The 12,370-nt window shown below is 47.1% G+C and carries 13 protein-coding genes; 4 read left to right on the plus strand and 9 right to left on the minus strand.

Features of this window, described 5'->3' with window-relative positions; translation table 11 throughout:
- Positions 1-22 precede the first annotated feature (22 nt).
- From METH5_RS0105935 to mnmG, 4 genes are read right to left on the minus strand one after another with little or no spacing between them, the layout of a single operon-like run.
- The gene (locus tag METH5_RS0105935) at positions 23-883 is read right to left on the minus strand and encodes a ParB/RepB/Spo0J family partition protein (protein WP_029147645.1); all 861 of its coding nucleotides are present in this window, start codon (positions 881-883) and stop codon (positions 23-25) included.
- Between the two features lie 48 nt (positions 884-931).
- A complete protein-coding gene (locus METH5_RS0105940) occupies positions 932-1,693 on the minus strand; it encodes a ParA family protein (RefSeq protein WP_029147646.1) in 762 nt (253 codons plus the stop codon).
- The gene (gene rsmG / locus METH5_RS0105945) at positions 1,693-2,316 is read right to left on the minus strand and encodes a 16S rRNA (guanine(527)-N(7))-methyltransferase RsmG (RefSeq protein WP_029147647.1); all 624 of its coding nucleotides are present in this window, start codon (positions 2,314-2,316) and stop codon (positions 1,693-1,695) included. The genes METH5_RS0105940 and rsmG overlap by 1 nt, the downstream gene beginning before the upstream one ends.
- On the minus strand, positions 2,316-4,253 hold the full coding sequence (gene mnmG / locus METH5_RS0105950; protein ID WP_029147648.1) for a tRNA uridine-5-carboxymethylaminomethyl(34) synthesis enzyme MnmG: 1,938 nt from the start codon (positions 4,251-4,253) through the stop codon (positions 2,316-2,318). Before mnmG ends, rsmG begins: the two co-directional genes overlap by 1 nt.
- Before the next feature lie 209 nt (positions 4,254-4,462).
- On the opposite strand from mnmG, the gene cycA reads away from it, so the two are divergent.
- Positions 4,463-4,897 (plus strand): cytochrome c'', encoded by a 435-nt coding sequence (cycA, locus tag METH5_RS0105955; RefSeq protein WP_029147649.1) that lies wholly within the window; start codon positions 4,463-4,465, stop codon positions 4,895-4,897.
- Positions 4,898-4,902: 5 nt separating this feature from the next.
- The gene (locus METH5_RS0105960; protein ID WP_029147650.1) at positions 4,903-5,487 is read left to right on the plus strand and encodes a cytochrome b/b6 domain-containing protein; all 585 of its coding nucleotides are present in this window, start codon (positions 4,903-4,905) and stop codon (positions 5,485-5,487) included.
- 9 nt (positions 5,488-5,496) lie between these two features.
- On the opposite strand, the gene mnmE is transcribed toward METH5_RS0105960, so the two are convergent.
- The 5 genes from mnmE to rpmH are packed head-to-tail and all read right to left on the minus strand — an operon-like array spanning position 5,497 to position 9,187.
- A complete protein-coding gene (gene mnmE, locus METH5_RS0105965) occupies positions 5,497-6,852 on the minus strand; it encodes a tRNA uridine-5-carboxymethylaminomethyl(34) synthesis GTPase MnmE (protein ID WP_029147651.1) in 1,356 nt (451 codons plus the stop codon).
- The gene (gene yidC / locus METH5_RS0105970; RefSeq protein ID WP_029147652.1) at positions 6,842-8,440 is read right to left on the minus strand and encodes a membrane protein insertase YidC; all 1,599 of its coding nucleotides are present in this window, start codon (positions 8,438-8,440) and stop codon (positions 6,842-6,844) included. Before yidC ends, mnmE begins: the two co-directional genes overlap by 11 nt.
- A gap of 19 nt (positions 8,441-8,459) precedes the next feature.
- Entirely contained in the window at positions 8,460-8,669 is a 210-nt protein-coding gene (yidD, locus tag METH5_RS15445) for a membrane protein insertion efficiency factor YidD (protein ID WP_232410957.1), read from the minus strand.
- A gap of 8 nt (positions 8,670-8,677) precedes the next feature.
- Positions 8,678-9,022 carry a ribonuclease P protein component gene (gene rnpA / locus METH5_RS0105980; RefSeq protein ID WP_029147653.1) on the minus strand — a complete coding sequence of 115 codons (345 nt, stop codon included), beginning with the start codon at positions 9,020-9,022 and terminating at the stop codon, positions 8,678-8,680.
- Between the two features lie 30 nt (positions 9,023-9,052).
- Positions 9,053-9,187, minus strand: a complete 135-nt coding sequence (gene rpmH / locus METH5_RS0105985) for a 50S ribosomal protein L34 (protein ID WP_018987191.1) — start codon at positions 9,185-9,187, stop codon at positions 9,053-9,055.
- A gap of 325 nt (positions 9,188-9,512) precedes the next feature.
- Here rpmH and dnaA point away from each other — a divergent pair, with 325 nt between their 5' ends.
- Entirely contained in the window at positions 9,513-10,952 is a 1,440-nt protein-coding gene (gene dnaA / locus METH5_RS0105990; protein WP_029147654.1) for a chromosomal replication initiator protein DnaA, read from the plus strand.
- Between the two features lie 256 nt (positions 10,953-11,208).
- Positions 11,209-12,312, plus strand: a complete 1,104-nt coding sequence (gene dnaN, locus METH5_RS0105995) for a DNA polymerase III subunit beta (RefSeq protein ID WP_029147655.1) — start codon at positions 11,209-11,211, stop codon at positions 12,310-12,312.
- The last annotated feature ends 58 nt before the right edge of the window (positions 12,313-12,370 follow it).

Raw genomic sequence — 12,370 nt, forward strand, 5'->3', positions numbered from 1 at the left:
AACCGCTTATACGCGATTTAACTTACGATTTCAGGTGATTATCGGTCAGTTTCGCTATCCAATCATCCAGTTGATCCAGGGTTGAAAAGCTCAGTTTTAATACGCCGGCACCACTTGCTTTACTACTAATCGCGACCGCTGCGCCCAATTGTTCGCTGAGCTGGTTTTGCAATGTCGCGACATCAGGATGCACGCTTTGTTTAGGTTTTTTACCGCTGGCTGGCTCAGATTGAATCAAGCGCTCAGTTTCGCGCACAGACAAGCCGTCTTGCACCACTTTATTTGCCAGCAAGATTTGCTGTGCAGGTTCACTGCCGACTAAGGCGCGGGCATGGCCCATATCAATCTGGTTATCCAGCAGCATGTCTTGCACCATGGGCGTCAGCGTTAACAAGCGCAGCAAGTTTGAAACAGCTACGCGAGAGCGGCCAACCGCCGCAGCGGCTTTTTCATGTGTCATATCAAACTCATCAATCAAACGTTTGATACCCATCGCTTCTTCCAGCGGGTTTAAATCTTCACGCTGGATGTTTTCTATCAATGCCATGGCGAGGGCGGCTTCGTCTGCGATTTCACGCACCAGCACCGGCACCTCTAACAAGCCGGCTTTTTGTGACGCACGCCAGCGACGTTCACCCGCGATAATTTCAAACTGCTGCGCGCCAATTTCACGTACCAGGATGGGCTGCATAATGCCTTGCGCAGCGATGGAGTCTGCCAGCGTTTGCAGCGCCTCTTCGTTCATGTAAGAGCGTGGCTGATATTTTCCCGGCTGTAACTGACCGACGGGGAGGGTGCGCAACGTATCTGACTGAGAGATCGTTTCTGTATCCCCTGATAACAATGCGTCGAGTCCGCGTCCAAGTCCTTTGGGCTTCACCATGCTGCTACTTCCTTGTAATGAGTATCTAAAAGCGTCGTTAAATGACGGTTAATTTTTCTGGATTATTTCTTGCGCCAACTCCAGGTAGGCTTGTGCGCCCTTGGAGGAGCGATCATATAACAATACCGGCATGCCATAACTCGGTGCTTCGGCCAGCCGCACGTTGCGCGGCACAATGGTTTGATACACCTTTTTGCCAAAATGGCTCACCAGTTGCGCCGATACCTGCTGCGCCAACATATTGCGATTATCAAACATCGTGCGCAACAAACCCTCTATCTCAAGCACCGGGTTTAAGTGAGCGCGCACTTTCTTGATGGTATTGACCAAATCTGACAATCCTTCCAGTGCATAGTATTCACATTGCATGGGAATCATCACCGAATGGGCGGCGGTTAAGGCATTAACCGTCACTAGATTGAGTGAAGGCGGGCAGTCGAGCAGTACGTAGTCATAGGCCTCATCACCCAGCTTTAAAATGGCATTTTTCAAACGCGTTTCGCGCGCCATCTCATTCACCAACTCAACCTCAGCACCCGCTAAATCACGGTTAGACGGCGCAACATCAAACTTGGCTGCTTCAGCATGAATCACAACCTCTTGCAAGGTCTTGTTGCCAATCAGTACCTGATAAATACTGTCTTTTAAATGTGTTTTATCAATACCACTGCCAGTACTGGCATTGCCTTGTGGATCCAAATCAACCAACAATACTTTTTTACCGTGCTCAGCCAGACTAGCTGCCAGATTGACACAAGTGGTCGTTTTACCAACGCCCCCTTTTTGATTGGTGATTGCGATTATTTTCATTATGTATTCTCAAACACAATTAAATGTCTTTCAGCTTGCAGATTTGGCACCTGCAAACGGATGACCTCTTTAGGAAACACTCCCGCTTGCTGTAACTCATCACTTGGCACCAACCCCTTCATCGCCAACCAACAACCCTGCGGCGCCATCAAATGCGTCGTCAACTGCTTAAATAACGCAATATCAGAAAAAGCACGCGAGATAATCTGATTGAAAGGTGAGGGCGACTGATAAGCTTCGACTCTGCCATGAACAACTGTTGAATTCGACAAACCTAACTCCGCCTTTACCTGGCGCATAAAAATGGCTTTCTTCTGCACCGTGTCAATCGTCGTGACCTGCACATCTGGCCGCGTAATTGCGACAACCAAACCTGGCAAACCACCACCACTGCCCACATCCAGCAAATTTCCAGGCGCGATATAAGGCAATACACTCAAACTATCCAGCAAATGCAATACCAGCATTTCTTGCGGATCACGCACCGCGGTCAGGTTATAAACCTTATTCCACTTTTGTAGCAAAGCCAAATAAGCCAGGCATTGCTCCTGCATAGCAACGGTCACAACAGATTGTAAACCAAGCGCCTCCACTCCGGCAGTTAATTGCGGCAACAAACTCATCATGCTGCTGCAATATCGCCAGATTGGCTTTGCTTTTTTTGTTTACGCTTTAAGTAAACCAGCAACAACGAAATAGTAGCGGGAGTAATCCCTTGTATACGACTGGCTTGTCCAATAGTTTCCGGTGTTTGCGCCAACAATTTTTGCCGCGCCTCATTACTCAAGCCATGTACATCATTGTAATCAATAGCCTCACCAAGCTTAATGCTCTCGCTATTTTTTTGGCGGACAATCTCTTCATTTTGGCGATCAATATAGCCTTGATACTTAGCCGCGATTTCCACTTGCTCCAGCACATCATCAGCTAACACTTCGGGCGCAGGCACTAACGCCAACAATGCCTGGTAGGCAATTTCTGGGCGGCGCAACAATTCAAATAAGGAATACTCATGCTCCAGTGGCTTACCAAAAACAGCCACCTGTGTTTCACGTGAAACAATTTTATTTTGACCAGCCCCAGCAACCTGACCATTATCCGGCTGCAAAAACGTGCGCTTAAGCCTTGCCTGCTCACGCACCACCGCTTCCTGTTTCTTACAAAAAGCCTCCCAACGCACATCATCGACCAACCCGAGCTCACGGCCTTTTTCAGTAAGACGCATATCGGCATTATCTTCACGCAATTGCAAACGGTACTCAGCGCGACTGGTAAACATGCGGTAGGGCTCATTAACACCCGTCGTAATCAGGTCATCTACCAATACCCCAAGATATGCCTGCTCGCGGGAAGGGCACCAACCCTCTTTATCTTGCGCAAACAGCGCAGCATTTGCACCCGCCAACAAACCTTGCGCTGCAGCCTCTTCATACCCGGTAGTGCCATTGATTTGGCCGGCAAAAAATAAGCCGCCCACTGTTTTGGTTTCAAGAGTCGACTTCAAACCTCTTGGGTCATAGTAGTCATATTCAATGGCGTATCCGGGGCGCAGGATGTGCGCATTCTCCATGCCACGAATCGAACGTACCAATGCCAACTGAATATCAAACGGCAAACTGGTAGAAATACCGTTAGGATAAATCTCATGTGTGGTTAAGCCTTCTGGCTCCAAAAATACCTGGTGCGATTCTTTATCGGCAAAACGATGAATTTTATCTTCCACTGAAGGACAGTAGCGCGGCCCAACACCTTCAATCACGCCAGTATACATAGGCGAGCGATCGAGACCACTGCGGATAATGTCATGCGTCTGCTGATTGGTATGTGTAATCCAGCAAGGTAATTGCTGCGGATGTTGCGCGACATTACCCAAAAATGAAAACACAGGCACAGGCGTATCACCAGGCTGCTCTGTCATCACACTCACATCAATGGTACGGCCATCAATACGGGGCGGAGTGCCCGTTTTTAAGCGACCGGCCGGGAGGCCAATTTCACGCAACCTGGCAGCCAACGAGATGGATGGCGGATCTCCCGCGCGCCCAGCACTGTAATTTTGCAAACCCACATGCACCAAACCACCCAAAAACGTGCCAGCAGTGAGCACAACTGATTTTGCATAAAAACGCAGACCAATTTGCGTCACAACTCCCGCTGCGCGATCACCCTCCAGAATAATATCGTCCACCGCCTGTTGAAACAGCCACAAGTTTTGCTGGTTTTCGAGGCGATGCCGAATGGCCGCTTTATAGAGTATACGGTCAGCCTGGGCGCGCGTGGCACGCACAGCAGGGCCTTTGCTAGAGTTTAAAATGCGAAACTGTATGCCGCCTATATCCGTCGCCATCGCCATGGCACCCCCCAGGGCGTCAACCTCTTTCACCAGATGGCCTTTGCCAATGCCGCCAATAGAAGGGTTACAGGACATTTGCCCCAAGGTTTCAATGTTGTGGCTCAGCAATAAGGTTTTCTGCCCCATGCGCGCAGCCGCCAATGCCGCCTCTGTACCGGCATGGCCACCACCCACCACAATGACATCGAATCGATCAGGAAAGTCCATCATAAATAATCTTGAACTGTTTGATTTAAAAAGAGTTGTGATTTTAGCGTAAACTAATCAAATGGTCATTTAATTCACTGCTTTGATCGACTTGTTCCGTGTTTTAATACAAAATTATTACGGTTTAATACAAATCAATTACAAGCAGGCCATATTTACTTAACATAAAAAGAATAGAATTTTTTCATAACAACCAAGGAGCCTTTACCATGAAAATCAAAACAATTATTGCTGCATTTGGGGTCTTATTTTCTGCTCATGCACTGGCTGATGTGACCAACGCTGAGAAACTGGTGTACAAATACACCAATATCGCACACTCAGCGAACCCAACTTTTCAAGCGCCCTCTATTACCGACGGTAAGATTTTCTTTAATCGCAAGTTTAATACAGCCAGCGGTAAAGAAGCGGCTTGTGCATCTTGTCATACCAACAATCCAGCCAACGTGGGTAAAAACATTGTGACTGGCAAAGAAATCCCACCATTGGCACCACGCGTCAACACCAAGCGCTTTACTGATATAGACAAAGTAGAAGAAGAGTTCACCAAACACTGCAATGATATTTTGGGTGCCGACTGCGCAGCTTCAGAGAAAGCCAACTTCATTGCTTATCTGCTAACCGAAACTAAACCTAGCAAATAAATCACATGCTACGGTATGTCTGGGATCCTTTTATCAGGATCTTCCACTGGTCTTTAGTGGCGGCGTTTGGGTATGCTTTTTATACCCACGCCTCCATGTGGGACCAATTACATCACGCTTACGCAGGCTACGTGGCAGGAAGCTTGATTGTTGCCCGCATTATCTGGGGCTTAATCGCCACCGGATACGCCAGTTTTCGTAGCTTTCCACTTAACCCGGTGTGGGCAGTCAAACATCTGTTCAAGTTACTCAAAGGCACCGCCAGACACTACATTGGGCACAACCCAACCGGTTCAATTGCCATCTATGCCATGCTTGGCCTTGGCATTATCACCGTCGGCTCCGGCTGCATTGTCTATAACAATGGCTGGGGCATGATTGATGACGACATGAGTAAGGTATTACACCACTACGCGACCTGGACGTGGCTGGCAGTGGTGGTGGTGCACGTGCTGGGGGTTATTTTTGAAAGCTTCATCAATCACGACAACCTGATTTGGGCCATGATTACCGGCTGCAAACGGGTATGCAGTATTGATGAACGCTTTAATCAACGCAACACACCGTTCCCGCGAAAAAAAACCCGCTAAGGCGGGTTTTTATTTGCCTATACAAAAACGGCTAAAAATTTCACCTAACAAATCATCCGGGGTAAATTCACCGGTGATTTTGGCAAGCGCTTCTTGCGCACAACGTAACTCTTCAGCCACCAACTCAGCTGCATGCATTTGCAACATTGCTTGACCCAAATGCCGCTCAACTTCTTGCAACGCAAGTAAATGGCGAGCCCTAGCCATGAACACACCCTCACCACCTGGTTGATAACCAACAATTTCTAGCAGCGTTTTTTGCAGGCTGGTAATACCATCGCCTGTCTTGGCCGATAAAAACACGTGTTGCTCATTTTCTGTTTTTTCAATGCGCGATGTTTCACGTGAAACATCTATCTTGTTATGCACCCACACTTTTTTTACTTCTGGTGGCAATTTTTTCAAAATAGCCATTTCTTGAGCGCCAATACCATGCTGGCTATCCACTAGCAACAAAGCCACATGCGCGGTGTCTATCGCTTTCCAGGTGCGTGCTATGCCTACTTGTTCAACCGCATCGTCTGTCTCACGCAAGCCAGCCGTATCTATCACATGCAGGGGAACACCTTCAATTTGAATCGCACTCTTGATGGTATCGCGTGTCGTGCCTGCAATCGGCGTCACAATCGCCACCTCTTCACCAGACAACGCATTTAATAAGCTAGACTTACCTACGTTGGGCTGCCCGATCAACACGACATTAATACCTTCGCGCAACAACGCACCTTGTCTGGCTTGGCCAAAGATATGCTGTAACGCAGCTTGATTTGCCTGCAGCTTTTCGCGGACGCGGCCCTGGCTAATAAAGTCAATTTCCTCTTCAGGAAAATCCAGGCAAGCTTCAACATACATGCGTAAATCAACCAGCTGTTGCAACAATGCCTGTATCGCTTGTGAAAACTCACCAGAAAGCGAGCGCACAGCACTGCGCGCCGCCTCAACGGTGGCGGCATTAATCAAGTCGGCCACTGCCTCGGCTTGCGCCAAATCGAGCTTATCGTTTAAATAAGCACGCTGCGTGAACTCACCTGCTTGCGCATGGCGCGCACCACATTCGATACAACGCGCCAGCACAATTTGCATCAGCGCGGTTCCGCCGTGCGCTTGCAACTCGAGCACGTCTTCGCCGGTATAAGAGTATGGATTAGGGAAGTAGATAGCAATGCCACGGTCAATTAACGTGGCATCAGCCTGTAAAAAAGGCAGGTAGGCTGCATGGCGTGGGGCAGGGCAGTGACCTAAAATCTGCGTAGCAATCTCTGCCGCCAAAGGGCCAGATACCCTAACCACGCCAATGCCGCCCGCACCTGGTGCAGTTGCAATGGCGGCAATGGTCTCTGTTAAGACTGGCTGATTATTTGCCATGTCCTTTTTTTGTCACAGCTTCTGCATGAATCATACGGTTAATCGCCCATTGCTGCCAAATAGACAGAATGTTGTTTACCAACCAATATAACACCAGGCCAGCCGGGAAAAAGAAAAAGAAGATACTAAATGCCACCGGCATGATTTTCATCACTTTTGCTTGAATCGGGTCGGTAGGCGGCGGATTCAAAAAGGTTTGAATGATCATGGTGGCGCCCATCAGTACCGGCAACACAAAGTAGGGGTCAGTGGCTGACAAATCTTGAATCCAGCCAAAGAATGGCGCATGGCGTAACTCAACCGAGCCCAACAGCACCCAATACAGAGAAATAAACACCGGAATTTGCACCAGAATAGGCAAACAACCACCCATTGGATTGATTTTCTCGGTGCGATACATCTCCATCATGGCTTGTTGCAGTTTTTGCTTGTCATCGCCAAACTTGTCTTTAAGCGCCTGCATACGTGGCGCCATTTCACGTAGATGCGCCATGTTGCGGTAACCAGAAGCAGACAATTTAAAGAAGGCAGCCTTAATTAAAATCGTCAGCACAATAATGGCAATACCCCAGTTTTTCACCAGCTCATGAATATGCGTCAACAGCCACATCAAGGGCTTGGCAATCACGGTCAAAATGCCGTAATCAACGACATACTCCAGGCCAGGCGCAGCCGCTTCTAGATCATCAGGAGATTGCGGACCACTAAACAGTTTCGCCTCTATAGTTTTACTGCTACCAGCGGCAATTTCACCCACCGGTAAAATAGTGCCGATAGAAAAGTCATGCTCACTTAACTTAGTAGTGTAAAACTTGCGCTCAGCATTAGATTGCGGTACCCAGGCACTGACAAAATAATGCTGTACCAAGCCAACCCAGCCATCCTTGGCATTGATCGACACATCTTTCTTGGCCATTTCATCAAACTTGACCTTGTTATATTTATCCGCCTCGGTGAAATAAGCACCGCCAGTAAAGGTAGGCATCATTTTTGAGCCCTGATTGGACTCGTTATCATGAATAATCTGGTAATAAACAGAAGGCGAAATTGCTTTATCGCTATTGTTTTTAACTTCATACCGCACATCAATCAAGTATTGGCCACGATGAAAGCGGTAAACTTTATCCACAGCCACCCCATTGGTTTCAGGCGCGGTTAAGCGCACCTCCAGCGTGTCTTGACCCTCTTGCAGGCTGTAGCTGCTTTCAGCGGCAGTAAACGTCACATAGTGAGTTGGCAGGCCATCGCCCTTCAACCCTGTCTGCGCCACATACAATTTATCCGCACTGGCATCACTCATCAACTCATAAGGACCCGAGTTATCATCTGCCTGATGTTCCAACAGTGATAATTGACGTAAATCACCGCCAACAGTATCAATCACCGCCGCATAGCGGTCTGTTTTAACAGCAATACGCGTGCCCTGGCTCAATTTAAAGCCGCTTTCTTGAGGCTTATCGGCAGGGGAGGCGAGTGCCGCCTCTTGTTGCGCAACAGGCGCCGGCGAATGCTGCTGTTGCCAGGCATCCCATAGCAACATAATAGAAAAAGAGAAGATCACAAACAGAATTAAACGGCGAGTATCCATAAGGTTTCGTTTTTACAAGTCAAGGAAGGGGATCCACACCACCAGGATGCCAGGGATGACAACGGCCAATGCGGCGCAAAGCCAACAGGCTACCATGCCAGGCACCGTAGCGTTGCAATGCCTCAATGGCGTAGTGTGAACAGGTTGGGTGAAAACGACATTGACGGCCCAGCCAGGGACTCAAGCCCCACTGGTAGCATTTCACCAATGTAATCAGTATTGTTTTCATCAGCGTCGTTAAGAAACGGGCACGGTTTTTTTCAACCTTGCCAGTAATTGCAACAAATCACGTTGTATGGCCGGAAAATCATCATGCTGAAAAGCCTTGCGCACCTGAAGCACAACATCGAAACCATTGGCTGCAGGCGACGCTTGCGCGCGTAACAACTCACGCAATACGCGTTTCATATAATTACGCCTGACTGCCAGTTTTGCGACTTTTTTAGACACAACCAGACCGTAACGGTGATGGTCTTGCAGATTGGGTTTGATGTTGGCAAACAGCCACTCACCATAAAACCGTTTTCTGAAACTAAAAACGGATGAAAATTCATCCGTTTTTTTTAGCTTGTACAATGTCATGCATTGAGTTTCAAGCAATGCATCGTGGGATTACAGACCCAGACGTTTACGACCTTTAGCGCGACGAGCAGCAATCACTGCACGGCCACCTTTGGTTTTCATGCGTACCAGAAAGCCATGGGTACGTGCACGACGGGTTTTGGATGGTTGATAGGTACGTTTCATTATTAAACTCCTGCCAAAAAGGCAATTAAACTCTAATCCGGCAACGCTGATTTAACAGTGAATATTTGCCGATTTCAAAAACCCTTAATTAAACAGCAAATCGCAACCTTATGTCAATGATTTTTTTTATTATTTTATAGACTGTGGCTGTGGATAACTCAGGTTAAAACGTTTAGAATGTCTGCAACAAGCCAAGGTGGCAATCACCACACGGCCACGTCTTCTGCCACTCTTCCTGGCAATTATAACGAATAAACGCAAACAGTGCCTGAAACACGGAAACAGGCCGACTTTTTGCTAATACTTTTAAAAAAGCACTGGAGCAATGGAAAATTTTTGGGCCTATTGTTTGCTCAAGTTCGAAAAAGAACTGTCAGCACAACAATACAATACCTGGATTAAACCCCTCAAAGCACGCGTCAATGGTGAGGCTGTGCAAATTGTTGCGCCTAACAAGTTTGTCATGCAATGGGTAAAAAGCAAGTTTTTCACCCGCATTGCGACTATCGCTACCGAGCTATCTCCCACCGCAGTGGTAGAACTGATCGTGGATACCAGTGAACAAGCGGCCCCCACACCAACCGTCGCCGCCACTAAGCCGCAGCCCTCAGCACAACAATCCGTAGAAGCCATGGTTGAAGCCTATGGTGCTGGCGCATCACACGTACCGTCGCCGCCAGCCAGAGTCATTGATAAAAAACCTGTCAGCAATCGCGCCCCGGCCAAACATATCAAAGCAGAAAAAAGCAGTGGCCTCAATGACAGCTTTTTGTTTGATAACTACGTCACCGGCCGTGCCAACCAGTTAGCGCGTGCCGCGGCGATTCAGGTTGCTGGTAACCCTGGGCAGGCTTATAACCCCTTGTTTATTTATGGCGGTGTTGGCTTGGGTAAAACGCACTTGTTACAAGCCATTGGTAACGAACTGAAAAAAGCCAAGCCAGAGGCCAAAATACGCTATCTGCATGCCGAGCGCTATGTATCTGACGTGGTAAAAGCTTACGAAAACAAAGCGTTTGACGAATTTAAGCAGCAATATCACTCCCTCGATTTATTACTGATTGATGATATTCAGTTTTTTGCTAAAAAAAACCGCACTCAGGAAGAGTTTTTTTACGCCTTTAACTCTTTAATTGAAGAGAAAAAACAAATCGTCATCACCTGCGATACTTATCCTAAAGAGATCGTTGATATGGATGAGCGTCTGCGTACGCGTTTTAGCTGGGGGCTGACGGTAGCAGTTGAACCACCTGAGCTCGAAATGCGGGTGGCCATTTTGCGTAAAAAGGCCGAAAACCTGAAAATCAATCTGCATGAAGATGTAGCTTTCTTTGTGGCCAAGCAGATACGCTCTAGCGTACGTGAGCTTGAAGGCGCCTTAAACCGTATTATTGCCATGGCTAACTTTACAGGCCATGCCATTGACGTCCATTTAGCCAAAGATGCCTTGCGCGACCTGATAGCGGTGCGTGGGCGCCAGATCACCATTGAAAACATCCAGAAAACAGTGGCTGACTACTATAAGATTAAAGTCAGTGACATGTTTAGCAAAAAGCGTTCACGTAATGTGGCAAGACCACGCCAGGTAGCCATGTCACTGGCACGTGAATTAACCAATCATAGCTTTCCAGAAATCGGTGAAGCATTTGGCGGGCGACATCACACCACCGTGATGCATGCCTGTGAAGAAATTGAACAATTGCGATTAAATGACCAAACGCTGGCGCGTGATATTGGTTTACTAACGCAAGTGATTCGTGATTAAAGCAATCATTAACCAAACAAAAGCTGTGGATAAGTTGAGAATGAAGTGTGTTTAAATATTGCGTATAGACAAGATAAAATCGGTTTACAATATCAGCCACAAATAATGCATATTTAAAACGCAATTTATGCACAAGCTAAAATAGTTGTAAGTCTATGAATTTAATTATTTTTTAGAGTTACCCACAAAAAAGTTGCACATTACTATTAGTCTTATCTTTTATATATTGAAATAAAGTTATTAATCAGGTCAGGCCATGCAAATCAAAATCAATCGTGAGGTATTGCTTAAACCCCTCAATAGTGTCACTGGCATCGTAGAGCGCAGACATACTCTGCCTATCCTTTCTAATCTGCTGGTAAACATCAAGCAGCAAGAAATGCATCTGACGGCCACTGATCTGGAAATGCAAATTTCGCTGAAAGTACACGGCGGCATAGAGGGCGAGTTAAGTACGACTATCTCTGCTAAAAAATTGCTGGATATCTGTCGTTCATTACCAGACAGTGCATCTATTGAAATGAATAACCAGGATAACCGCATCACGCTGAAAGCAGGCAAGAGTAGATTCAACCTGCAAACCTTGCCTGCGGCTGATTATCCGTTGATGAGTAAAGCCAGCGGCCAGAACATTACTTTGAATCTGGCGCAGTCAGAACTTAAACGCTTGCTGAAGCAGGTTGAGTTCGCTATGGCCCAACAAGATATCCGTTATTACCTCAATGGCCTGTTGCTGGAAGTCAATGGCGACCAGTTGCATGTTGTGGGCACTGATGGCCACCGATTGAGTTATACCAACACGACGCTGGATCAATCTTTTGAAAAAACCGAAGTGATCCTGCCACGTAAAACCGTGCTGGAACTGACCAAGTTACTGGATGAGCAATCAGACGCGCCGGTGGTGATCGATTTGCTCAATGGTCAGGTCAGTTTTGAATTTGGTGATATTCAGCTGATTAGCAAAGTGATTGATGGCAAGTTTCCTGATTACAACCGTGTGATTCCAACTGGTCACCAAAATACGTTTATGGTAAATCGTGTGGCGATTTTGAGCGCGTTGCAACGTGCTTCAATTTTGTCTAACGAAAAATACCGTAGTATTCGCATGGTGATCACGCAAGGCTTGCTCAAGTTGATTAGTACCAACACCGAGCAAGAAGAAGCAGAAGAAGAGCTTGAGATTGATTACAACCAGGTTGCACTGGATATCGGTTTTAATGTCACTTATCTGATAGACGTACTCAACAACCTGAGCGATGAGCAAATTGAGTTTGCCTTTGCCGATGCCAATAGCAGTTGCCTGATTACTGCTGCCAGCGATACCAACTATAAATACGTTGTGATGCCAATGCGCATATAATGCACGCACCGTGTTTCACGTGAAACACGGTGGGATGGATTATTAATCGTCTTTTAAA

The organism is Methylophilus sp. 5, from assembly GCF_000515275.1.
GTDB lineage: Bacteria > Pseudomonadota > Gammaproteobacteria > Burkholderiales > Methylophilaceae > Methylophilus.